General features: G+C 66.1%; 19 protein-coding genes. 2 read left to right on the forward strand and 17 right to left on the reverse strand.

The features are described 5' to 3' along the window. Window positions 1–34: 34 nt before the first annotated feature. Genes L1P09_RS07225 through L1P09_RS07250 form a run of 6 tightly spaced genes read right to left on the reverse strand, consistent with a single transcriptional unit; the run spans window position 35 to window position 6846 of the window. On the reverse strand, window positions 35–1666 hold the full coding sequence (locus tag L1P09_RS07225) for a BatD family protein (RefSeq protein ID WP_154211498.1): 1632 nt from the start codon (window positions 1664–1666) through the stop codon (window positions 35–37). After that, window positions 1663–3381, reverse strand: a complete 1719-nt coding sequence (locus L1P09_RS07230) for a tetratricopeptide repeat protein (protein WP_235768652.1) — start codon at window positions 3379–3381, stop codon at window positions 1663–1665. Before L1P09_RS07230 ends, L1P09_RS07225 begins: the two co-directional genes overlap by 4 nt. Next, window positions 3378–4454 carry a vWA domain-containing protein gene (locus tag L1P09_RS07235; RefSeq protein WP_054906021.1) on the reverse strand — a complete coding sequence of 359 codons (1077 nt, stop codon included), beginning with the start codon at window positions 4452–4454 and terminating at the stop codon, window positions 3378–3380. The genes L1P09_RS07230 and L1P09_RS07235 overlap by 4 nt, the downstream gene beginning before the upstream one ends. After that, the gene (locus tag L1P09_RS07240; RefSeq protein WP_009683483.1) at window positions 4447–4941 is read right to left on the reverse strand and encodes a DUF4381 domain-containing protein; all 495 of its coding nucleotides are present in this window, start codon (window positions 4939–4941) and stop codon (window positions 4447–4449) included. Before L1P09_RS07240 ends, L1P09_RS07235 begins: the two co-directional genes overlap by 8 nt. After that, the gene (locus L1P09_RS07245) at window positions 4938–5882 is read right to left on the reverse strand and encodes a DUF58 domain-containing protein (protein ID WP_029886675.1); all 945 of its coding nucleotides are present in this window, start codon (window positions 5880–5882) and stop codon (window positions 4938–4940) included. Before L1P09_RS07245 ends, L1P09_RS07240 begins: the two co-directional genes overlap by 4 nt. Before the next feature lie 4 nt (window positions 5883–5886). Continuing rightward, window positions 5887–6846: an AAA family ATPase gene (locus tag L1P09_RS07250; protein ID WP_009683481.1), complete on the reverse strand. Its 960-nt coding sequence runs from the start codon at window positions 6844–6846 to the stop codon at window positions 5887–5889. A gap of 229 nt (window positions 6847–7075) precedes the next feature. Between L1P09_RS07250 and L1P09_RS07255 the strand changes: the two genes are divergently transcribed. Further along, window positions 7076–8374, forward strand: a complete 1299-nt coding sequence (locus tag L1P09_RS07255; RefSeq protein WP_235768653.1) for a phospholipase effector Tle1 domain-containing protein — start codon at window positions 7076–7078, stop codon at window positions 8372–8374. 38 nt (window positions 8375–8412) lie between these two features. On the opposite strand, the gene L1P09_RS07260 is transcribed toward L1P09_RS07255, so the two are convergent. The 4 genes from L1P09_RS07260 to mtlD form a co-directional block, all read right to left on the reverse strand. Then, complete coding sequence (locus tag L1P09_RS07260) at window positions 8413–9621, reverse strand: MFS transporter (RefSeq protein WP_054906019.1); 1209 nt, start codon at window positions 9619–9621, stop codon at window positions 8413–8415. 179 nt (window positions 9622–9800) lie between these two features. Further along, window positions 9801–10688: a dihydrodipicolinate synthase family protein gene (locus L1P09_RS07265; protein WP_235768654.1), complete on the reverse strand. Its 888-nt coding sequence runs from the start codon at window positions 10686–10688 to the stop codon at window positions 9801–9803. A 45-nt stretch (window positions 10689–10733) separates the two neighbouring features. Then, on the reverse strand, window positions 10734–11516 hold the full coding sequence (locus L1P09_RS07270; protein ID WP_192440661.1) for an aldolase: 783 nt from the start codon (window positions 11514–11516) through the stop codon (window positions 10734–10736). Window positions 11517–11769: 253 nt separating this feature from the next. Further along, the gene (gene mtlD, locus L1P09_RS07275; RefSeq protein WP_192440659.1) at window positions 11770–13914 is read right to left on the reverse strand and encodes a bifunctional mannitol-1-phosphate dehydrogenase/phosphatase; all 2145 of its coding nucleotides are present in this window, start codon (window positions 13912–13914) and stop codon (window positions 11770–11772) included. 397 nt (window positions 13915–14311) lie between these two features. On the opposite strand from mtlD, the gene L1P09_RS07280 reads away from it, so the two are divergent. Beyond that, on the forward strand, window positions 14312–14608 hold the full coding sequence (locus L1P09_RS07280) for a DUF3144 domain-containing protein (RefSeq protein WP_009683473.1): 297 nt from the start codon (window positions 14312–14314) through the stop codon (window positions 14606–14608). Between the two features lie 249 nt (window positions 14609–14857). Here the strand turns inward: L1P09_RS07280 and L1P09_RS07285 are convergent, their stop codons facing one another. The 7 genes from L1P09_RS07285 to L1P09_RS07315 all read right to left on the reverse strand — a co-directional run bounded on the left by L1P09_RS07285 (window position 14858) and on the right by L1P09_RS07315 (window position 21993). Next, window positions 14858–15106, reverse strand: a complete 249-nt coding sequence (locus tag L1P09_RS07285; RefSeq protein ID WP_009683472.1) for a CsbD family protein — start codon at window positions 15104–15106, stop codon at window positions 14858–14860. Window positions 15107–15248: 142 nt separating this feature from the next. Beyond that, complete coding sequence (gene soxR / locus L1P09_RS07290) at window positions 15249–15704, reverse strand: redox-sensitive transcriptional activator SoxR (RefSeq protein WP_029886682.1); 456 nt, start codon at window positions 15702–15704, stop codon at window positions 15249–15251. A gap of 58 nt (window positions 15705–15762) precedes the next feature. Beyond that, entirely contained in the window at window positions 15763–16494 is a 732-nt protein-coding gene (locus tag L1P09_RS07295; RefSeq protein ID WP_192440657.1) for a GntR family transcriptional regulator, read from the reverse strand. Window positions 16495–16616: 122 nt separating this feature from the next. Continuing rightward, entirely contained in the window at window positions 16617–18131 is a 1515-nt protein-coding gene (locus tag L1P09_RS07300) for a DHA2 family efflux MFS transporter permease subunit (protein ID WP_235768655.1), read from the reverse strand. Next, on the reverse strand, window positions 18121–19266 hold the full coding sequence (locus L1P09_RS07305) for an HlyD family secretion protein (protein ID WP_235768656.1): 1146 nt from the start codon (window positions 19264–19266) through the stop codon (window positions 18121–18123). Before L1P09_RS07305 ends, L1P09_RS07300 begins: the two co-directional genes overlap by 11 nt. A gap of 494 nt (window positions 19267–19760) precedes the next feature. After that, window positions 19761–21179, reverse strand: a complete 1419-nt coding sequence (locus L1P09_RS07310) for an efflux transporter outer membrane subunit (RefSeq protein ID WP_232892856.1) — start codon at window positions 21177–21179, stop codon at window positions 19761–19763. 103 nt (window positions 21180–21282) lie between these two features. Then, complete coding sequence (locus L1P09_RS07315; protein ID WP_235768657.1) at window positions 21283–21993, reverse strand: AraC family transcriptional regulator; 711 nt, start codon at window positions 21991–21993, stop codon at window positions 21283–21285. Window positions 21994–22073: the final 80 nt, after the last annotated feature.

The raw sequence follows: 22073 nt of genomic DNA on the forward strand, positions 1-22073 counted from the left end.
GCATGCCCGCGAAGAGGCCCTGGCAGGCAGCCGGCTACTTGGGATAAAGCGGCGGCAAGCTGCCGTTCTCCCCAGCCGGCAACAACACCTGCTCGGCCGGCGGTATCGTGCCGATCGCCCGCCACAAATCCTCACCCTGCCAATACTGCCCACTCTCGCTGTACAACGCGCCATTCAACCCATCCAGCGCATCCGACAACGGCACGAAGCGCGCCGCCATCTCGGCCAGGGTCTCCGGTTGCTGCCGGGCCCAGGCGTCCAGCGCCTGGCGGGTGGCCTGGGGGTCGTTCGCCAGGCAGGCGCGCTTGAGGTCATCCAGCAAGGTGCGCGGGCTCGGCCCGTTCTGCGCCGCACGCAGCACCGCCGGTTGCGAGCGGGCGCGCCACCACAGGGCGAAGCCCAGTACGGTGGAAAGGGCGAACAACAGAGTCGCCAATTGCCAAGGCCACAGCGCGCTGCTGGCGCTGCTGCTATCGCCCACCGGGCTGTCGGCACTCAATGCCGGGTTGTCCTGCACGTTCAGCGTACGCGCCGGCAGGCTGCTGTGCTCCAGGTGATCTTCACGGGTGTTCCACCACGCCACTTCCAGCGCCGGCAGGGCCAACGTGCCGGCATGGGTGGGCACCAGTGCTTCGCGTTCCTCGCGGTTGGCGGTCATGCCGCGTTCGTTGATTTCGTTGCGCAGCAGCGGCTGGTCGGGGTAGCGGCGCAGGCCGGTGATCTCGGTGGCGGGTAACGGCGGCAACTGGGTGCTGGAAAGGCCTTCGGCGCGCAAGGTGATGTTGCGCGTCAGCGAGTCGCCAATCTGTACCTGCTGGTTGCCGGGGTCGGGGTTCCAGTGCTCTTCCAGTGTCAGGCTACGCGCCGGCAACCACGGCACACCCGCAGGCCAGGCGGCGGGAATCGGGCGTACCGCCAGCCGCAGCGGCAGCGAGCTGACCTGTACCTGGTGCCCGGCCCGGGCCGTGCCATTGGCTTGCGGGGTTTCGTCGCTGCTGGCTGCGGCGGTGGCGCTGAACGTCAGTGGCGGGATCTCGAGCGTGCCACTTTGCTGGGGGTACACGGCATAGCGGGTTTCGATCACGCCGTGGCGCACGCCATTGATTTCCTTTTCATAAGTGCGCGATTCGCCGAGCGGTTCGACCTTGGCGCCTTCCAGCTGCAGCGGGCTCAGGCTGCTGTCGTCATAGAGCGCCACCGAGTGATAGATGCGCAAGGTGAGCACAGCCTGCGCCTGCACGTAGACGTCGGGGCTGTCGAGGGTGGCCTCGATGAACACCTGTGAAGTGTCCTGGCGGCTGGCATCGGCCTGCAGCACTTGCAGGTCGATGGCCTGGCTGCGTGACTGACCCAGCTGCAGCTCGGGGATACGCAGGCTGCCGCTGCGCCGCGGCAGCAAGGTGATGATCCAGCGGGTGCTGGCGCGGGTTTCACCGTCGAGGGTATGCAGGCTGTTCAGCTGGCGCGTGCCGCGCACCTCGAAGTCGCCTTCCAGGGCGCGCAGGTCGGGCTTGCCGAACTGGGTGACGTCCTGGCTTTCCAGGGTCAGTTCCAGGCTTTCGCCAGCCTGCAGGCGGGTGCGGTCGACGCTGGCCTGCAGCAGGGGTTCAGCCTGGGCCAGGGTGGCCCACAGCAGGGAGAGGAGCAAGACGCCGAAGCGACTCATCGTGGGGTTTCCTGTTGCAGTTGCTGTTCGTACCAGAATTTGCGCCGCAGCAGCTCCGCCGGGTTATCGGGGATCTCCCGCAGCCATTGTTCCAGGGCTTGGCGCTGTTCGGCGTCGAGGCTGGTCGACACCGGGCGCTGGGGCGGCTGGATGACGCCCTCATCGGCACCCGGCTGATTACCCGGTGCACCCTGGCTGTTGCTGCTGCTTTCGCCAGGCTGCTCGGCGCTGGCTTGTTCATCACCGCCGGGGGTGCCCTGGGCGGCGCTGCTGGCCGAACTGCTGTTGCCTTCGGTGTCGCTGCCGGGCGTGCCTTGGGCATCGTTACCGGGCGGTTGTTCCTCGGCCTTGGCCTGGCGCTGTTGCAGCAGCTGTTGCACCAATGCCTGGTTGTCCAGTGCCACTTGCAGATCGGGTTCGCGCTCCAGCGCCTGCTCGTAGGCGTCCAGGGCCGCTTCCAGCTCACCGGCACGGGCCAGTGCATTGCCTCGATTGTAGTGGTCGGCGGCCGTGTCGCCTTGGGAAAATGCCTCGGCCGCACCCGCGTAGTCGCCGGCCTGGTACAGCGCCAGGCCGCGCCACTGCGTGTCATGGAAGTGCCGAGCCGCGCTGGCTGGGCGGTTCAGCTCGAGCAGGCGTTGGCCTTGCTGGTCGGGGCGCAGCCACAGGTCATCGAGCTCGAAAGCCTGGCTGGGCTGGGGCAGGGCCAGCAGCAACGGCAGGCAGAACAGCCAACCGCGCCGGCCGGCACACGCGGCCAGCAGCAGCAGCGGAATCAGCAACCAGTAGCCCTGGTCGGCCCAGCTGTCCAGCTGCAGGGTCTGGCCGTCGTTGCGCCCGGCCCGCGGCTGGTCGAACAGGCCCAGGCCACGCAGGTCCAGGTCGTCGATACGCGCATGCCGGTAGCGCCCGCCGGTGCCGTTGATGAAACCCTTGAGGCTGGCGTTGTCCAGGCGGGGCACCAGAATGCCGCCTTGGTCATCCTTGAGGTATTCGCCATTGGCCTGGCGCACGGGGGCACCGTCACGGCTACCGATACCCAGCATCAGCAGGCTGGGGCCCTGCCGGCCAAGGGCCTGGGCGATGCCCTGGCGCTCCGGGGCGCTGAGCGACGACCCGATCAGCAGCAGGCGGCCCTGGCCGAGCCCGCTCTGGGCCAGCAGGGCCAGGCCCTTCTGCACGGCCAGGTCGGCGCGCTGGCCGGGCTTGGGCATGATCGACGGGTCGATGGCCTCCAGCAGGTTGCGCGTGGTGGCCAGGTCATCGGACAGCGGCACCAGGGTGTGTGCGGAGCCGGCATAGACCACCAGCGCCGTCTGGCTGTCGCGGCGGTGCTCCAGCAGGTCGAGGATTTTGCGCCGGGCCTGTTCCAGGCGATTGGGCGGGCTGTCCTCGGCGAGCATCTGCGGGGTCAGCTCCAGCAATATCACCAGCGGGTCGGCCGGGCGCTGGCGGTTTTCTTCCACCCGCTGCCAACTGGGCCCGAGCAGGGCCAGGATCACCAATAGCCAGGCCAACCCCAGCGCCACCCACGGCAGTTTGCTGGTGTTGCCGTTGCCGCCGCCCAGCAGCACAGCGTGGAATGCCGGCGGCAGGATCAGCTGCCAGCGCCCGGCCCGTTTGCGCCGATGCCACAGCTTGTACAGCAGCCAGCCAAGCAGGGGCACGGCCAGCAGCCACAGGGGGCGCAACCATTGCGGCCACAGGTCGATCATCGCCGCCTCCGCAAGCGCAAGCGCTTCAGGCGTTGGCGCCATTCCGGGTGTGGCTGCAAGAAGCGCGGCTTGCGCAGCAGGCGCTGCATCAGGTTGTCGGGCCATTGCACGGCCACCACCAGCAGCACGCTCAGCAGCAGTGCCAGGGCCAATGGCCAGGCGTACAGGGCTTGGGCGGTGCGGGCCTGGGTCGGTTGCTGGGCCACCGGTTCGAGTTGGTCGAGGGTGTCGCCAATAGCGTCCAGTTCGGCTCCGTCATGCGCGCGGAAGTAGGCACCGTGGGTGATTTCGCCGATTTCCCTGAGTGCGGCTTCGTCCAGGTCCAGGCTCGGGTTGAGGCCGAGCAGGCCTGGGGTGCCACTGGCTTCGGGGTTGGCGCCAATGCCGATGGTGTAGATGCGCACGCCTTCCTGGGCTGCCAGGCGGGCTGCCGTCAGCGGATGGATCTGCCCGCCATTGTTGGCACCGTCGGTAATCAGCACCAGTACCCGGCTTTGCGCCGGGCGCTGGCGCAGGCGTTTCACCGCCAGGCCAATGGCGTCGCCGATGGCCGTGTTCTTGCCGGCGATGCCGATTTGCGCTTCGTCGAGGAAGGTGCGCACGGTACGCCGGTCGAACGTGAGCGGGGCCTGCAGGTAGGCCTGGCTGCCGAACAGGATCAGGCCCACGCGATCGCCTTCACGGTCCTGCAGGAAATCGCCGAGCAGGGCCTTGACCAGGTCGAGGCGGCTGATGTCTTCGTTTTTCCACTGCATGTCCGGGAAGTCCATCGACCCGGACACGTCCACCGCCACCAGCAGGTCGCGGCCGCTGGCCGCCACTGGCAACGGGTCACCGAGCCATTGCGGGCGCGCGGCAGCGCACAGCAGCAACAGCCAGATGACCACGAATGGCCCTTGCTGGCGCCAGGTGGGCAGGTTCAGCCGCGCGCGCCGCCCGGCCAGGCCTTCCAGTTCGTTGAGGAAGCCAACCTTGAGTACCGGTTCGCCGCTGTCGGCGGCGGGCAGCAGCAGGCGCGCCAGCCACGGCAGCGGCAACAGGGCAAAGACCCACGGCCAGGCCAGTTCAAACATGCTTGCGGATCCAGGTTTCGACGGCTTGGCTCAGCCCGGCGATGGCCTTGTCGTCGAGTTTGCACTCGGGTTTATAGGCGCCTTCGACCAGCACCATCCAGCGTGTGAGGCCGGCTGCGGGGCAGCGGTTGTCGAGAAATGCCAGCCACTGGCGGCCGTTGAGGGTGTGGCTATTGGCGCCCGGGTAGTGGCTGCGGCACAGGCGCTTGAGCAGGGCGTTGATCTGTTGCAGCCAGGCGCCGGCGGGGGCGCCGTCGTAGGGGCGTGGCAGGCGTGCCAGCTCGGCCAGCGCTTCTACCCGCACCGGGTCCAGCGGTTGCTCGGCGCGTACGACACGGCGCTTGCGCGGGCGCCAGTGCCGCAGCCGCCACAGGCCCCAGCCCAGCACTGGCAGGATGACCAGCAATGCCCACCAGCCGGGTGCCGGCGGCCACAGGCCGATGGGCGCCGGTTCGATCAGCGGTTGCAACTGATCGAGCGGGTTCATGACGCGCTCCGCGGGCGCTGTGCGCTCAGGTATTCGCGCAATTGCTCGATCATTTCACTTTGCGTGCTCAGCGGCATCAGCAGCACCCGCAGCTTTTGCGCCAGCAGCTCCCAGCGCTCGATGCGGGCTTCGGCCTGCTGGCGGTAGGCCTGGCGCAGGTTGGCGTCGAGGGTGTCGAGCTCCAGCTGCGCGCTGCGTTGGGCAAAACGCAGCAGGCCAGCGGCCGGCAGGGCATGGTCGAGTGGGTCGGACACCGGCAGCAGCAGCAGGTCGCAATGCCGGGACAGCATGGCCAGGTGCTGCTCCACCTGGGCGCTGAGCGAACGCTCGTCGCAGATCACGATGGCCAGGCTGCCCGGGCGCAGCACTTCGCGGGCGCGGCGCAGGGCCAGGCCAAGGCTGTCGGCCCCGGCAACCGCCTCGGTGTGCAGCGCCTGGTTGACCTTGGCCATGCGGTTGAGCAACTGCAGCAGGCTCTGTTTGCTGCGCCGGGGCTTGATTTCGTGGTGCTCGTTGTCGCCGAACACCAGGCCGCCGATGCGGTCGTTATGGGCCAGCGCGGCCCAGCCAAACAAGGCGGCGGCCTGGGCGGCGAGCACCGACTTGAACATCAGGCCCGAGCCGAAGAACAGCCGCTGGCTCTGCTCGACCAGGATGAAGATAGGCCGTTCGCGTTCTTCGTGGAACAGCTTGGTGTGGGGCTCCTGGGTGCGTGCGGTCACCCGCCAGTCGATGTTGCGCACGTCGTCGCCGGCCTGGTACACGCGCACCTGGTCGAAGTCCACACCGCGCCCGCGCAGCTTGGAATGGTGCAGGCCGACCAGCGGGCTGCGTTGGCCGGGCTTGGAAAACAGCTGGATTTCGCGCACGCGGTGGCGCATGTCGATCAGCTCGGCGAGGCCGATGCGGATGCCGGGTTCGGCCAGGTGCGCAGTGGGCATGGGGTCAGGCAACGGCGACGACGTCGAGGATGCGCTGGACCACGCGGTCCTGGTCGATCCCCGCGGCCTCGGCTTCGAAGGAGAGGATGATGCGGTGGCGCAGCACGTCGAACAGCACCGCCTGGATGTCTTCGGGGCTGACGAAGTCGCGCCCGGCCAGCCAGGCGTGGGCACGTGCGCAGCGGTCCAGCGAAATGGAACCGCGCGGGCTGGCGCCATAGGCGATCCAGTCGGCCAGCTCGGTATCGAATTTGGCCGGGGTGCGGGTGGCCATGACCAGCTGCACCAGGTACTCCTCGACGGCATCGGCCATGTACAGGTTGAGGATTTCCTTGCGCGCGGCAAAGATCGCCTGCTGGCTGACCCGCCGTTCGGGTTTCACTTCGCCGCCCAGCGCTTCACCGCGGGCCTGTGCCAGGATGCGCCGCTCGACCGCGGCGTCCGGGAAGCCGATTTTCACGTGCATCAGGAAGCGGTCGAGCTGGGCTTCGGGCAGCGGGTAGGTGCCTTCCTGCTCGATCGGGTTCTGCGTGGCCATGACCAGGAACAGGGGCGACAAGTCGTAGGTGCTGCGGCCCACACTGACCTGGCGTTCGGCCATGGCCTCGAGCAGTGCCGACTGGACCTTGGCCGGTGCACGGTTGATTTCGTCGGCCAGCACCAGGTTATGGAAGATCGGCCCCTGCTGGAACACGAAACTGCCGGTTTCCGGGCGGTAGATTTCCGTGCCGGTGATGTCGGCCGGGAGCAGGTCGGGGGTGAACTGGATGCGATGGAACTGCGCTTCGATGCCCTCGGCCAACTCCTTGATGGCCTTGGTCTTGGCCAGCCCGGGCGCCCCCTCGACCAGCATGTGGCCGTCTGCCAGCAGCACGATCAACAGCCGCTCGACCAGTTTCTCCTGGCCTAGGATCTGGGTTGAAAGAAAGGTGCGCAGCGCGATCAGCGCTTCACGGTGTTCCATCGGCGACGGTTCCTGGTAGGGGGCCGGAGGCGGCTGACGGCAGCTGCCCTGGCAAGGGCTGATACTTTAATCCATCCGGGGGGGCGGCGACTAATGGCACGGGGTAAATTTATCGCTGCAGCGGGCCTGGGGTATGGAAAACTCTCACGAAGGCTTGGCGATTGCCTGATGTTGCCTGACGGCGTACTGGCGCCTGCTTGTGCTTTTGGGTCAAGCACAAGGCACGAAGATGGTAGCGAGCAACGGCGGTACGCCGACCCCTCGGCGGGTAACCCTGCGTTTCGGGGTGTTCTTCGATGGCACCGGTAACAATCAGCACAACGCCACGGCATTGGCGGGGCACGGCGGCAGTTATGCCAATGCGCTGAGCAACGTAGCCCTGCTGCATGCGTTGTACCCGGCGCAAGCGGCCGATGGCGAGGCGCGCCAGGTCTTTTTCAAATGCTACATGGAAGGCATCGGCACCTTGGCCGGTGAAACCGATCCGGTGTATGCCTCTGCCACCGGGCGTGGCCGCACGGGCGTGGAAGCCCGGGTAGCCGAGGCGTTGCAGGTGATTGCCGGGCAACTGCAGGGTTGGTGCCAGGCGCACCCGCAGTGTGTGCCGGCACGCCTGGAGTTCGACTTGTTCGGCTTCAGCCGTGGGGCGGCGGCGGTACGCCACCTGGCCAACCTGTTGCACGACGGTGCCGGGCAATTGTTGCCGGTGGCGTGTGACATCGCGATCAACTTCATGGGCTTGTTCGACACGGTGGCCGCGATCATCGCGCCGTTGCAGGGCGACTTCGACCCCACCGACGAGCGCCACGGTGGCTTGCGCCTGGGCCTGGGGGCGGGTATTGCCCGGCAGGTGGTACAACTGGTCGCGCGGGATGAGCGGCGGCATAATTTCCCGCTGGTGAGCAGTGGCCACGACATAGTGCTGCCGGGTGTGCACTCGACTATCGGTGGCGGCTACCCGGAAACCACATGGGAACAGGTGCTGTTGTGCAAACCGCAATCCCAGCGCGTGCCGGTGGCGACGCCTGCCGGGCAGTGCCGCGTGCATGCCGTGATGCAGGGCCTGTTGGCGACGGATTTTGCCGACATGGGGGAACCCCGGCCACGGGTGATCACCTGGGAGGAGCCGATCGCTGGCGGCCACCCGCGTGAAGCAGAGAAGCAAGTCTACGCAGCAGTAGCCCGCGAGCGGGAGGTGGCCGGGCACCTGTCGCGTGTCTACCTGAGCGTGATGCGCGAGCTGGCGGTACGGGCTGGCGTGCCGTTTGCGCCGTTGGGCGGCCAGGCGGAGCACCGTTTGCCGGCTGAATTGCAGGTGATCAGCGCAAAACTGCATGGCTTCGCTTTGGGCGAAACCGGGCAATTGGCGCTGAGCGAGCAAGAGCAGCGGTTATTGCGCGACAAGTATGTGCACGCTTCGGCGAACTGGAATGCGCTGAAAGGGTTGCGTAACAGCGTGCTGGATGTGTTGTTTGTCAACCGGCCAGGGGTGGCAGGGCGGGTGGTGCATGGGAATCCGGTGGGGTGAATGCGCCTGGGGTGGCAGGGGTTCGCCACCCCATTCATTCATAGCTGCGCGTTCCTGCGTTTTCGGGCCATATACCCCTCCTGCGCCACGGTCAGCGCCACCGTCAGCACCATGAACGCTACCGAAGCAACGAAAATGCCATTTGGCAGCCCCCGGTCGAGCATCCAGCCGAACGCCACTGGCCCGACGGCGCCACCGATGTTGAACCCGGTCGAGACCAGCCCGAAGGTCTTGCCTTCGGCACCCTTGGGCGCGGCCGCTTTTACCAGCATATCCCGCGACGGGGCGATCATTCCGGTCAGCAGGCCGATGCTGCCCAGCACCACCACCAATGCCCATTCGCGCAGCACACCCAGGGCCACCACGGCGGTCAGCACTGCAGCCAGGGCGAAAGCCAGCGCCGCCACCAGGCCATGCCGGCGGGTACGGTCGGCCAGGGCACCGCCACACAGCACCCCTGCGGCGCTACAGAGCAAGAAGGCGGTAAGCGCGGTATTGGCCCAGGCCAAGGTCAGGCCTTGGCCTTGCACCAGTGCGGCAACGGAGAATTTCTCGATGGCACTGGTGCTCAGGTTGAGCAATATGAACAGCACTGTCAGCACGCCGATCATGGGGGTGAACAAGCGCACTCGGCCGTTTGCCGGCGGCGCGCCGGCATTGCCCGGGTTGCCCATCTCCGTTACCCGGTACACCCCGCTGCCTGGCAGCGATATCAACAGCAGCGCAGCAGCGCCGAACACTGCGCCCGTCGCCAGGGCTGCCCGTGTGCCCAACACGGCAGCGATACCGAGGAATATTGCCGGGGTTACCGCCGAGCCGAGAAAGCCGGCGAAGGTATGAATGGAGAATGACCGCCCCAGCCGGTCTGGCTCGATACCCTTGGCCAGCAGCGCATAGTCGGCCGGGTGGTATACCCCATTGGCCAGGCCGGCCAGCGCCATGCTCACCAGCAACACCGCATGGCCGGGGCTGGCGGCCAGCAGCAGGAAACTGAGGCTGCCCAACAGCAGCCCGGCCTTGAGCACCTTGCGCGCGCCAAAGTGGTCGACGGCATGACCCAGCGGGGCCTGCACCAGGGCAGAGACGATATTGAACACCGCCAAGGCCACGCCGAGTTCGACGAAACCGACCCCCAGCAGGGAGGGCAGCACTGGCAGCAGTGCCGGGATCAGCATGATGTGCACATGGCTGACGAAATGCACGGCGGCAACCTGGGTCAGCAGCTTGGGGGCAGCAACGTAGCGCATGTCGGGACCTGTAGACAGCGTGCGCGCCTGGCGCACGGCAAGGGGATGGAATGCCCGCGTGGCGGGCGTCGCTGCGCAGCGCCCGAAGGCGGCCATGCAAACGCTGGCAGCGATCCCGCCACCCAGCGCGTTGCCTGTTGCGCGGGTAACCCGCGCTTACAGGGCTGCGCTGTCGAGGGTCAGGCAGCCAGTTCGGTCAGCAGGTTTTTCAGATAGTCGCTGCCTTGCGCATCCAGCGCCTGCAACGGCAGGCGGGGCGCGCCGACATCCTGGCCCAGCAGCTTCAGGCCGGCCTTGATGGTGGTGGGCAGGCCGCGGCGGGTGATGTATTCCAGCAGTTCGTACTGGCGGTAGAACAGCGTGCGGGCTTCGGCCAGTTGGCCTTGCTGCACGGCGTCCCACAATGCCAGGTTCAATGCCGGGATCAGGTTGGGCGCGGCGGTGCACCAGCCGCTCGCGCCTGCCACAAGGGCCTCCAGTGTCAGTGGGTTGCAACCGTTGTAGAACGCTACCTGACCCTTGCTGGCCTGGAACAGGCGGTGCATGCGCTGAATGTCACCGGTGCTTTCCTTGACCATGGTCACATTCGGCACCTCGGCGAGGATGCGCAGGATCAGTTCCACCGATAGGTCGGTGCCGCTGGTGCCCGGGTTGTTGTAAAGCATGATCGGGATGTCGATGGCGGCGCCGACGGCCTTGTAGTGGGCCACCACTTCGGCTTCGGTGAGTTTCCAGTACGAAACGGGCAGCACCATGACCGCCGTGGCGCCGCATGCCTGCGCCAGGCGCGCACGCTCCACGGTGCGTGCGGTGGTCAGGTCGGAGACGCTTACCACGCTGGGTAAGCGCCCGGCGATGCGCGCCTGGCTGAAGCGCACCACGCTTTCCCATTCGCTGTCGCTCAGGTAGGCCCCTTCGCCGGTGCTGCCCAGCGGCGCGATGGCGTGCACGCCGTGCTTGATCAATTGGTCGATGGACGTGCCCAAAGCCTCCAGGTCGAGTGTGCCGTCTGCTGAGAAGGGAGTGATGGTGTAGCCGATGACGCCGCGAATTACAGGTGTAGGCATGACCAGGCACCTTTGCCGTTGTTGAGGGAAGAGTACAGCTTCGAGTCAGGCCAGGCAGTCGCCGTGGGCCCGCAAGGCACGCCGCGCGTAATAGCTGAACGCGGCGCCATGACGCTTAGGGGTGGAGATCCAGTCGTGGGCTTCCTTGCCCAGGGCTTCGGGGATGAGGCGGATGTCACCGGCCCCCATGGCCAGCAGCTGCATCCTGGCGGCCCGCTCGAACAGCAGGGCAAGCACGCAGGCTTCTTCGATCGAGCCGCCAGCGATCAGCAGGCCATGGTGGGAAAGCAGGATCGCGCGCTTGTCGCCGATGGCCGCCGCGATGATTTCGCCTTCTTCATTGCCTACCGGCACACCAGGCCAGTCCTTGAGGAAGGCGCAATCGTCGAACAGCGGGCACAGGTCCATGTGCGAGATGGCCAGCGGTACCTCCAGCATCGACAGGGCGGCGCTGTGCAGCGGGTGGGTGTGGATGATGCAGTTGACGTCAGGCCGGGCGCGGTAGAGCCAGCTGTGGAAACGGTTGGCCGGGTTGGCCATGCCACGGCCTTGCAGCACGGTCAGGTCTTCGTCCACCACCAGCAGGTTGGAGGCGGCGATTTCGTCGAAGCCCAGGCCCAGTTGCTGGGTGTAATAGGTGCCAGGCTCCTGGGCGCGGGCGGTGATCTGCCCGGCCAGCCCCGAGTCGTGGCCGCCGTCGAAGAGGATGCGGCAGGTGAGGGCCAGCTTTTGCCGGGTACTGTAGGTGTTGTCGGCCAGGGCCGTCAGCATCTGCTGCTGGGCGTGCTTGACCAGTTGGTCCTTGGGGGCGTGCATGGTGGTCGTCATGGGCGGTACCTGCAGGAAAGGGCGGTGAATTGCTGAGCGACACAGGGAGGTCGCCAGGACACACGGCGATCATAATGACACCTTGTGTCATTATCAAGCAGGGAATGACACAATCAGCCTGCAGTGGGGCTCCAGAGGTGGCGGGCCGGGCGGCAAGGAGGTGCGCGAGGGGGCGTTGGCAAAGCGCGCGGCGCAGGCGCTTACACCGGCCGGGCCGGTGTTCGCAGCTGGCGCCGCGGCAAAAAGGCGCGCGTTACGCGCCTATGCAGCGCGAAGCGGGCAGCGGGGCCGGGTGCGCGTGCTGGTATTGCCGGAAGGCCTCGGCAATGGCATTGATCAGCGGCGCGTCGCTGAGCGGGTTCAAGGCCGGGAAGCGCTTGCCGTTGCAGATGCCCTGGTAGGTCAGCACAGCCTCGACGCTGTGATCATGGTCCAGGTACACTTGCCTGATCGCCTGGGCGTCCAGGTTCTTCGCATCGTCGCAGCGCAGGGCGTGGTGAATGGCCAATGCCGCGCCAAAGGCCAGGGCCGGGGTGTCGATGCCGTGCCTGCCGGCCAGCTCGATGCTGCTGAGGATACGTTCATTGCGCTGCAGTTTGCGCAGCGGGTCGCGGCCGACGCGGGCGCACGGGTCCTTGAACGAGGTTTTGCAGCGCGCCAGAAAGGCGTCGGCGAACCGGCTGATCACCTCGCTCATTTGCGGGTACTCCGCTTCCAGGGCGGGCGCCACTTCCTGGCGTATCAGCCGCTCGGCCAGGGCATTGACGCGGGCGTCGCCCATGCCCTGGCCCACCCAGGCATGGCCCAGCAGGCTGGCGTACCAGGCAATGATCGCGTGCGGGCCGTTCCACAGGCGGTTCTTGATGACCTGGATCTGGGCAATGTCCGGCACTGTGTGCACTTGGCGCAGGCGTTCGAGCAGGTCGCTGCCGCGCTCGACATACAACGGCATGTCGGCTTCGCTGTTGAACAGCACCAGGTGCAGTTGGCTCATGGCGCTGCTGGGCTGCGCAAATGGCCTGAAATGCCCGAGCAATCGCTCGTATTCAGCCGGCGGCGCCGAGGCACTGCGCGGTGCGGCAGGCTCTTCTTCCAGGCTGTTGCGAAACATCTGCGACTTGATCCGCAATTGCCGCACCAGCGCATCGTTGCTCAGCTTGGAAACGATGCGGCTGACTACCGTTTCCGCGAAATGGGTCTTGAGCATTACCTGCTCGCAGATTGCCGGCGGGCACAAGGTTGCCAGCTCGGCTTGCACATGCCGGCGCACGAACGCGCCACTACCCACCTTGTTCAGCACGATCAGCAACGTCAGTTCGCGGCCGCGGCGCTCGAAGCGCTGCAGCAGGCCTTGGGCAATTACCCTGGCCTGGTTGCGAATGGCCTGTTCAGGCAGGCTCAGGCCGATGATCTCGGCATCGTTGTACATGGCGATCACCGCCTGTTCATCGTCCAGGTCGATCATGCGCACATTGTCGATGGTCTGGTCGAACGAGGTGCTGCCATAGCGCACGCTGTAGCTGCCGAAGGCACTCACGCTCTCGCGCAGCATGCGTGAGCGGGTAGCGGCGATGATTTCGCAGGGCCGGGTGTAGCCGTCCCAATGGGAAAACACCTGGGTCAGGTAGCCGCCGCCGATGGCGCCAAAGCCATGAATACCGACACGGAATTGGTTCAACGACGCCGGGAAGGGTTCGCTGAGCGCGGGCATGCCCAGCTCGGGCACGCATGCATTCAGGTCGGCAAGGAACTCCGGCATGCTGTGGTAAGCCTTGAGTGCGCCGGCCTTGATGTCGGCGGCAGGTGGCTTGATGTCTTCGATCAGAATCGCCTGGCCCTCGGCACGCATGGCCGACAGCATGCCGTTTTCCGAATCCTCGACCATGAAGCACTGCGCTGGCGTGCAGTTGAGTGCGCGGGCGGCCTTCAGGAAAATCTCCGGGTGGGGTTTGCCCTGGCTGACTTCATCGCCACACACGGTGATGTCGAAGTACTTCAGCACATTGGCGTTGATCAGGTATTCCTCGGCGATGGCGCGGCGGCTGGAGGTGGCCACGGCCATGGTCAAGCCGGCCTTGCGCAGGCGCTCCAGCACCTCCAGCAGGCCGGGCTTGATCGGCACGCCGTGATTGCGCACGTACTCCAGCTCCAGTTCATCGGCGCGCCGGCGGATGGCGGCATAGGGGAAGTCTGCGCCGTTATGCGCCTTGGCCAAGGCTTCGGCTTTTTTCGCGCTCAGGCCCAGAGAGCCGAGCAGTGTGTGCTCGCCCAGCGGCTTGCCGAAGATTTCCAGCGACGCTTGCTTGAGGGTCTTGAAGCGCAGGCGTTCGGTGTCGAAGAGGGTGCCATCCATATCGAAGATAGCGCTGAAGATGCGTTTGCCGTGAAAGAAAAGCATGGGTTGTTGCCCCTTGTCGGTGGGTCGTACATCCCGCCTGCAACAGGCGAGCATGGCGTGCGAGCTGCAGCAATGGCAGTCAGGTAGGAGGCACGCGGTCGACAGGAGGGCGCTGGGGGGTGACGCAGAGGTAGGGCGGGATGGAGCGGGGGGTGCACAGCAGGTTGGCGAACCTGGAAGCGAGGCGGGCGGCACGTTTGGCCTTGAGGTCACGCCCACTGGCTGCAGTCGGTTTTGCAGGCAGTGGGCGCAAATAGCGATGGATACGTGTGATTCCGAGCATGAGGTACTGTGAGTCCTTTTTCGACTTTGGTAATCCTTTTTCAGCCTTGCACGTATGCGCCGCGACATGCAAGGCTTGGCCTTTCGCTCGTCTTGCACAACCAGGTGAACCGCCATGACCCAAGCTACCGACCAGGCCTTCTACGACCGTGCCGATGCGCACATAGAACTGGCCAACCAGCAGATCGACAGGGTCGAGGACCTGGGCAAGGTAAGCGCCTCGCTGACCTTCGGTGCCGCGCGCTTCAGCGCCTGGATGAGCGCCCGCAGCTTCAAGAGCGGCGCCGAACTGGGCGCTGCGCGGGACGAGATCCTGAAATACTTCTGCGAGCAGTACCGGATGATGCTCGAAGATAACCTGGACGAGCATATCAAGCATTTTGACCAGTACATGTTGGGCAAGAATGACTAACACCGCAGGTCGCTCGCCCCAGCCTCTTCAGCGCCCTCTGGCCAACAACTGCCAGCCCTGATGCGACCCCTGTGGGAGCGGGCGAGCCCGCGAATAAACCAGCGCGCTGCATGGCACCGGCTGGGCCGGTGTTCGCGGGCATGCCCGCTCCCACAGGTATTGCACCTTTGTCTTGGCTCCGATATCGCCAGCGGTGATGGCGTGGGCCGGACGACATGTCCGGCCCTTAAGCGCCTGTTGCGCCCCGGGTCAACGGCGCAGCAGGCGAGAAATCACCAGTGTGACGGCGGCGGTGATGGCCAGTGCGGCGATAGGCTTTTCCTTGACGAACGAAGTCACCGTGTCCACGGCATCACCATAGGTCTTAGTCACCTGGCCTGCCGCCTGACGCGCATCGCCTTCGGCTTCCAGCGCCGGGTCTTCGACCAGCCGGCCTACAGCGCTTTGCGCCTTGCCCGCAAGGTTCTCGGCAACACCTTCGATCTGTTCGCGTTTCATGATGGCTATATTCCTTCCTGTAAGCGGCTTTGGGTTGATAGCACAGGGTTAGGGAGGTGAAGGGCGGTAATGGTTCCAACTACTCATCACCTTCAAGCCACACGCCCCTGCAAGGAATCGCACGTGGCGTGAGTGGACGAGGCTAGCGCGCCTTCTTTTCCAGAATCCGCGCGCCGCTCCCTTCCTTGGCCAGCACATCCCCGGGGTTGCGCAGGGGGCAGTCCTGCAGTGACAGGCAGCCGCAGCCAATGCAGTTGTCGAGGCTGTCGCGCAGCGCCTCCAGGGTACGGATGCGTGCATTCAGGTCTTCGCGCCAGGCGCTCGACATTTCGCCCCACTGCGCCGCGGTCAGCTTGCTGTTGGGCGCATAGCGGCTCAATGCCTGGCGGATTTCCTCCAGTGCGATACCGGTGCGCTGTGCCACCTTGATGATCGCCAGGGTGCGCAGTACCAGCGAAGGGTAGCGGCGCTGGTTGCCCGCCGTACGAACGCTGGCGATCAGCCCCTTGGCTTCATAAAAGTGCAGCGCTGACACTGCCACACCGCTGCGCTTGGCGACTTCGCCCACTGTAAGCATCCGCGTGTTGTCTGCTGCCATGCCTGTCGACCTTGCCTTGGGTTGAGCGCCGTAACGGCGCCTGAGGTTTTGAAACGGGTTACCCCGCTGAGCGATCCCGGCGCAACTGGGTAATCAGGGTAAAACGGTCATGCGGGTGGATCGTCTCGGCCACGGCCATCAGGTCGCCGTTCTCTTCGCGGTAGTGGCGAATGATCTGCAACCCCGCCGAACCCACCTGCGCCTTCAGCGCGTGGGCCAGCTTTGCCTTCAGCGCTACCGCCCGTACTTGCTGGTCGATCACCGCGATCGCGCGGCCGTAATGCTGCTCGATCAGCCTGGCAATCGGCTGTTCGGGCTGCTCGCGGGCGAGTTCGATGACTTCGCCGTAGTCCCGCTGTGCATAGACCTGGGTGCAGCATAGCGGCGGCGCAGCCTGCGCCACGGCGATGCTCGACAGGCAAAAGTAGTGCTCACCCGGCACCAGCCCCAGCCGTGCCGCCTGGCCCAGGTCGGCAACGAAGTGCTGCACATCGCGGATCTGCCAGCGCTGATCTGGCGCCAGCTGTGCCAGGTCGGCGACGCTGGCCAGCGACTGCGTGTAGCCCCCGCGGGGGCTGCTGGCCTCGACCCGTGTGCCGACGCGCTTGCGTCGCGATACCAGCCCCTGGCCGAGCAACTGGTCGATCGCGGCACGTACCGTGTGCCGGCTCACACCGTAAAGGTCGCACAGCTCGTGCTCGGTTGGCAGCAGGCTGCCCACCGGATAGCGGCCACTGGCAATGCCTGCCATCAAGTCCTTGGCCACAGTGGCATAGCGCGTAGGGTTCATACCTGTGTTCTGTCTCGCACCTGTCGTCGGCCCAGAGTGTACCAGCGACCTGTGCCGGGTGGTCGGCGAGCAGACTGCACCTGGCGGTGCAGCCCAGCATCCACGAGGCCCGCTGACGCTTTTCAGGTGTTCTGCCTGGCCCGCAACAGCATCGCCGCCAGGGCGCACCCGAGCAAGGCCAGGCACGCCAGGTAGAATGCGTCGCTGTAGGCCATCAGGTACGCTTCGCGGCGAATGGTTGCCGCCAACCCCTCCAGCGCCTGTTGCTGCTGCGGCAACCAGCTCTGCACCGTGTGGTTGATGCGTTCCTGCATGCCCGGCTCGAACACGCTGACCTGCTCGTGGATGCGTTCGCTGTGGAAACGCTCGCGGGTGGCCACCAGTTGGGTCAACCCGGCCGTCCCTACCGCGCCCCCCAGGTTGCGCAGCATCGAGAACACGGCCGACGCCGACCCGGCTTCACGCTTGTCCAGCCCGGCCACCGCCAGCACCGACAACGCTACCATGATGAACGGCTGGCCGATGCCACGTACCACAGTGGATGGGATGATCACGTTGTCGGCACTGTCGGCGCTCAGGCTTGCCCCCAGCCAGCAACCCACGGCCATGATCAGGAAACCGCTGACGACCATGAACTTGGCGCTGGTCCAGCCCATCAGCCGCGGCATCATGGGCGCCAGCAGCAACTGCACCACGCCATAGGCGATCAGTGCTACACCCACGTCGTGGGCGCTGAAGCCCTGCAGTTGCGACAGGTAGTTGGGCACCAGGAACACCAGGCCGAAGGTTGCCGCGCCGAAGATGAACATGGCCACACTGGCGACGCCGAAGTTGTAACGCCCCAGCAAGCGCAAATTGATGAAAGCGCGCTGGCCGCGCAGTTGGGTAACCACGAACACCACCAGGGCAATTCCGGCGATCGCGCTCATGCCAACGATGAACGATGAGCCGAACCAGTCCAGCCTGCCGCCTTCTTCCAGCACGATCTGCAAGCCACCCAGGCCGATCACCATGGCCGCGATACCCAGCCAGTCGCCCTTGCGCAGCAGCGCGAGTTGCATCGGCCTGGCGTCGATCGACCAGGCGATGGCGAACAGCAGGGCGATACCCGGGAACAGTTGCAGGTAGAAGATCCAGCGCCATGAATAGGCGTCGGTCAGCCAGCCGCCAATCGACGGCCCGGCCGCCTGTGCCACGCTGTTGGCCAGGCTGAACAGCGCCATGCCCATGGCCATCTTGCTGGCTGGCAGCTCGGTGATGATCAACTGGAACGACAGCGGGATCAGCACCGCGCCGGCCGCGCCCTGTACTACGCGCAGGGTGATCATCGTTTCCAGGTTGGGGGCCCATGAGCAGGCCACCGAGGCCAGCAGGAAGATCAGCGAGCCGGTCCACATCACCCGGCGCAGCGAAAACACTTCGACCAGCCACGCGGTCAGCGGGATCATGACGATTTCCGCCACCAGGTAGGCGGTAGAGATCCATGAGCCTTCCTCGAAGCTGGCCCCCAGCGAGCCACGGATTTCCGGCAGCGCGGCGCTGGTGACATGCACGTTCATGCCGGCCATGAAGCAGCCGAACAGGCCGCCGAGCACGGCGACCCAGGCGCGCAACGAGACGGGTTGCTCAGTGGCCATCGGCAACCTCGGCGTGGCGGGTGTCGACGATGCTCACCACCGACATGCCCGGCAGCAGCTGCGGGCCTGCGGGCGCTGGGTCGAGCAGGATGCGCACCGGGAAGCGCTGGACGATCTTGGTGAAGTTGCCAGTGGCGTTGTCCGACGGCAGCAGGGCGAAGACATTGCCCGAGGCGGGGGAGAAACTGGCCACACGGCCGTGCAGTGGCTGGCCGGCAAAGCTGTCGACGCGGATTTCCACGGATTGCCCGGGGCGCATGCGGGCCAGTTGGGTTTCCTTGTAGTTGGCGACCACATAGGCCTGCTGTACCGGCACCACTGCCAGCAGCGGCTGGCCGGGCACCACGTACTGGCCAGCACGCACGCGGCGTTGGCCCACGATGCCAGCGAGCGGGGCGCGAATCACGGTGTCGTGCTGGTCCTGGCTGGCCAGTTGCCGGCGAGCCTGGGCGTGGGCCAAGGCGGCTGCGCGCTGTTGCAGCTCGGCGTCGGCCTGGGTAGAGCGGGCCCTGTCCATGGCCAGTTGAGCGCGTTGTTCGCGCAGCGCGGCCTGGGCCCCTTGCAGCGCCGCTTGTGCCTGGGCCGCCTGGGCGTTGGCACTTTCCAGCCGCTGCGCGGTGGCCGCTTGATCGCGTACCAGGCCGCGGTAGCGCTGCACGTCCAGGGCAGTGCGTTGGCGTTCGGCGGTGGCGCTGCGCACGGTCGCTTCAGCCTGCTGGATGGCGTGCTGGCGCTGGTTGATGCGCTCGGCCGCCAGCTGTTGGCCTGCCTGTGCGGCGGCCAGTGCTGCCTGGGCTTCGGCCACGCTGGCCTGGGCCTGCTCGACACGCGCGCGGTAGTCCTGGTCTTGCAGCCGTACCAGTACATCGCCGGCCTGGACTGGCTGGTCGTCCGCCACCTCCACCTTGGCAACATAGCCGGCAACGCGCGGGCTCAGTGCCACCCAATCGGCACGGACATAAGCATCGTCGGTGGTCTGCAGGTAGCGGCCGGTGGTGAGCCAGTAGCTGGCGAAGGCCAGCACCGTGACGGCCGCCAGGCTGCCGCCGGCGATCCAGGCCTGGCGGCGGCGGGGTCTGGTGCTGGCTTGCTGTGCTGCTTCGGCGGGAGCGTTCTGTTCTACGGCGGCATTCATGTTCGGTTTCCATTTCTGATGTTGGGGCTGCTGCGCAGCCCATCGCCGGCAAGCCCACAGGGATCGCCTTAGGGCTGACAGGTGTTTGCCACAAGGTATGGCAGCGCCTGTTAGAGCGAGCGCCGCCCGCGCGGCGCAATCGCGAGCTGCGCTCGCTCCTACGTTTGTTTCGGGCCAATTATTCCTGTGGGATTCGCGCGCGAACGCCTTGGTGCATGCCTCAATATCGCGCCGTACAAACAAGGCGGCCGCGCGTGCCTGTCACAGGCGTTACTGGCCCGAAACAAACGTAGGAGCGAGCGCAGCTCGCGATTGCGCCGCGCGGGCGGCGCTCGATCTCACAGGCGCTGAAGATGCTCCGGCTACCCTTGCCAGGAACCATAGAATCTCCCACAGGGACCGCGCTGGCCTTGGCGTTTGTTACAGGGCAGCGACCCCCTGATCATTGAAAAGGCTCTCGGCCCAGCGCGGTCCCTGTGGGTTGTTGCTGCGCGCTACCACCGACCACCTAGCGCGCGGAACAGATTGACCTGTGCCTGCGCCAGGCGCCCTTGGGCCTCGACCTGGCTGGCGCGCAGGCGGATCAGTTCGCGTTCGCTGTCGAGCAATGCCAGGCCGTCAGCCGTGCCAGCGCGGTAGTTGTTCTGGGCCAGGGCAAAGCCCCGCTGGCTATGGCCAAGCGCTGCCTCCAGTGCCTGCAGGCGCTGCCGCTCACCGGCGTAACCCGCCAGCGCCTGGCGCACGTCCTTCAGCGCATTCAATGCCACGCCCTGGTAGCGGGCGACCTGCGCCTGCTGCAATGCTCGGGCCTTGCCAACGCGCGCGCGATTGGCCTTCAGGTTGGGAAACTGCCAGTGAATCAGCGGGCCGATCCCGAACATCACTGCGCGGCTGTCGCCGAGGTCGGCCAGGTGAGCGGCGGAGGAGGTCAACGAGGCGCCGAAGCTGACCTTCGGGTACAGGTCCGCCCGGGCGATTTCGGTCTCCAGCGCAGCAGCGCGCAGTTCCCGTTCTGCCTGGCGCAGATCCGGCCTTCGCTCGAGCAGGCGCCACCCATCGCCAAGCGGTAGCGGCACCGACACCGTGGGGATGGCGCTGCAGTCGCCTACCGGTGCCGCAGCCGCCTGGCCACTGAGCATGGCCAGTTCGTAGAGCGCCATTTGCCGCCTGGCAACGAGCATCGGCAGTTGCGCCCGCACCTGCTCACGCAAGCCCAGCAGGCGCTCGCTGTCGAGCGCCGTTGCCACGCCGGCCTGTTGCTGGCGTTCACTCAATTGCACGCTGCGCTCGAGGCTTTGCAACGACTGCCTGGCCTGGGCCAGGCGTGCGCCATACACGCATTGAGCCAGGTAGGCGCGGCTGGTCTGGGTGACCACCTGCAGGCGTACCAGGTCCCGTGCTGCAGCGCTGGCATCGGCTTGAGCCCGGGCACGCTCGATGGCCGCACGTACCTGGCCCCAGACATCCACCTGGTAGGCCAGCTCGATGCCGGGGCTGAATTGCCATTGTGACGGCGCATGGCTGTCAGTGGCCTCGGCCAGGGTCTGGTCATCGGCGCTCTTGCCATAGGTTGCGCCAACCTCCACTGCAGTGGCGGGCCAGCGGCGCGCGTCGAATTCACCGATACCCGCCAGCATGGCCTGCACAGTGGCGTCTGCCTGGGCCAGGTCCTGGTTATGCGCCAGGGCCAGCTGTACCCAGTGGTTGAGTTGCGGGTCCTGGAACAGCGCCCACCATTGCGCGGGTAACGGCTGCTGGCTGACCCCCGCCGGCAGGTCTGCCAGCGGGTTTGCCTGCAGCACGGGTGGCGGCGCGGCGGGGGCCGGCTGCCGCGTGCACGCCGTGAGGGCACCGAGCACGGCGAGCGTGGCGCCCAGCCGGGCAGCGAAGGGAGAAAAGTGCAGTAAAGGCATCACACAGGCCACTTGAAGAGGGTGATGCGAGGTTAACCAGGGACGGGGAAGCGGCGCTGTCGCAAGCAGGACAAGCCTGCGCGCAAGCGGGACAACCTGCTGTTCAGTGGCCGCGTGTGAGGTTGTGCTGCCAGTCACTCGGCGCGTAGCCGAGGATGCGCTTGAACATGGCGGTGAACGCGCTTGCACTTTGGTAACCGTGCTCCAGCGCCACGTTGAGGATCGGCTGACCCTGCGCCAGGCATTGCTGGCTGAGCATTACCCGCGCGCGGGCGCGCCACTCGCCATACGACATGCCCAGTTCGCGTTGAAACAGCCGCGCCACGCTGCGCGCACTCAGGTTCAACTGCGCGCCACACTGCGCCAGCGTCAGGTCCTGGGCCGGGTACTGGAGAAAGCCCTCGCACCAGGCACGCAAGCGCGGGTGCGAGGGCGTGGGCACGAAGGCATGGATGCGCCGAGCGGCGGACAACTCGTTCAGGATCAATGCCCGCGCATGCTCGCCGTCACGCCGGTCGAGCATGCGTGACGCGGCCAGGATCAGTTCGCGCAGCAAGCCGGATACCACGATGACCTGGCAGCACGGGATGCCGGCGTCGAGCAGCAACGTGCGCATGCTTACCACGCCCTGCATGCGGATGGCGTGGCTGACCCCGGCAGGCACCCACAGTGCATGCCCGCCGGGGATCACCCAGTCGCCTCCCGCGCTGCTGACGCGCATTACCCCGCTGGCGGCATAGATCAGCTGGTCTTCAGCGTGGCAATGGCTGGCGACCTGGTCGCCGTGGCCGTAGTCCATTTCCAGTGTTCGCATTCAAGGCATCCTCGATATTGGATCCAATTATACGGCGGTGGATTTTCATCGGGTTGCGATGGTAGGCATGGAAAAGGTGT

Source organism: Pseudomonas juntendi (genome assembly GCF_021560075.1).
GTDB lineage: Bacteria > Pseudomonadota > Gammaproteobacteria > Pseudomonadales > Pseudomonadaceae > Aquipseudomonas > Aquipseudomonas juntendi.

What these genes read in the sequence shown, in the direction of transcription:
- soxR (WP_029886682.1), bottom strand. Translation starts at nt 15,704, where the DNA reads ATGGCAGCAGACAACACGCGGATGCTTACAGTGGGCGAAGTCGCCAAG.
- L1P09_RS07260 (WP_054906019.1), bottom strand. Translation starts at nt 9,621, where the DNA reads ATGCGCTACGTTGCTGCCCCCAAGCTGCTGACCCAGGTTGCCGCCGTG.
- L1P09_RS07235 (WP_054906021.1), bottom strand. Translation starts at nt 4,454, where the DNA reads ATGTTTGAACTGGCCTGGCCGTGGGTCTTTGCCCTGTTGCCGCTGCCG.
- L1P09_RS07280 (WP_009683473.1), top strand. Translation starts at nt 14,312, where the DNA reads ATGACCCAAGCTACCGACCAGGCCTTCTACGACCGTGCCGATGCGCAC.
- L1P09_RS07270 (WP_192440661.1), bottom strand. Translation starts at nt 11,516, where the DNA reads ATGACGACCACCATGCACGCCCCCAAGGACCAACTGGTCAAGCACGCC.
- L1P09_RS07225 (WP_154211498.1), bottom strand. Translation starts at nt 1,666, where the DNA reads ATGAGTCGCTTCGGCGTCTTGCTCCTCTCCCTGCTGTGGGCCACCCTG.
- L1P09_RS07250 (WP_009683481.1), bottom strand. Translation starts at nt 6,846, where the DNA reads ATGGAACACCGTGAAGCGCTGATCGCGCTGCGCACCTTTCTTTCAACC.
- L1P09_RS07315 (WP_235768657.1), bottom strand. Translation starts at nt 21,993, where the DNA reads ATGCGAACACTGGAAATGGACTACGGCCACGGCGACCAGGTCGCCAGC.
- L1P09_RS07265 (WP_235768654.1), bottom strand. Translation starts at nt 10,688, where the DNA reads ATGCCTACACCTGTAATTCGCGGCGTCATCGGCTACACCATCACTCCC.
- L1P09_RS07295 (WP_192440657.1), bottom strand. Translation starts at nt 16,494, where the DNA reads ATGAACCCTACGCGCTATGCCACTGTGGCCAAGGACTTGATGGCAGGC.
- mtlD (WP_192440659.1), bottom strand. Translation starts at nt 13,914, where the DNA reads ATGCTTTTCTTTCACGGCAAACGCATCTTCAGCGCTATCTTCGATATG.
- L1P09_RS07230 (WP_235768652.1), bottom strand. Translation starts at nt 3,381, where the DNA reads ATGATCGACCTGTGGCCGCAATGGTTGCGCCCCCTGTGGCTGCTGGCC.
- L1P09_RS07245 (WP_029886675.1), bottom strand. Translation starts at nt 5,882, where the DNA reads ATGCCCACTGCGCACCTGGCCGAACCCGGCATCCGCATCGGCCTCGCC.
- L1P09_RS07255 (WP_235768653.1), top strand. Translation starts at nt 7,076, where the DNA reads ATGGTAGCGAGCAACGGCGGTACGCCGACCCCTCGGCGGGTAACCCTG.
- L1P09_RS07310 (WP_232892856.1), bottom strand. Translation starts at nt 21,179, where the DNA reads ATGCCTTTACTGCACTTTTCTCCCTTCGCTGCCCGGCTGGGCGCCACG.
- L1P09_RS07240 (WP_009683483.1), bottom strand. Translation starts at nt 4,941, where the DNA reads ATGAACCCGCTCGATCAGTTGCAACCGCTGATCGAACCGGCGCCCATC.
- L1P09_RS07305 (WP_235768656.1), bottom strand. Translation starts at nt 19,266, where the DNA reads ATGAATGCCGCCGTAGAACAGAACGCTCCCGCCGAAGCAGCACAGCAA.
- L1P09_RS07285 (WP_009683472.1), bottom strand. Translation starts at nt 15,106, where the DNA reads ATGAAACGCGAACAGATCGAAGGTGTTGCCGAGAACCTTGCGGGCAAG.
- L1P09_RS07300 (WP_235768655.1), bottom strand. Translation starts at nt 18,131, where the DNA reads ATGGCCACTGAGCAACCCGTCTCGTTGCGCGCCTGGGTCGCCGTGCTC.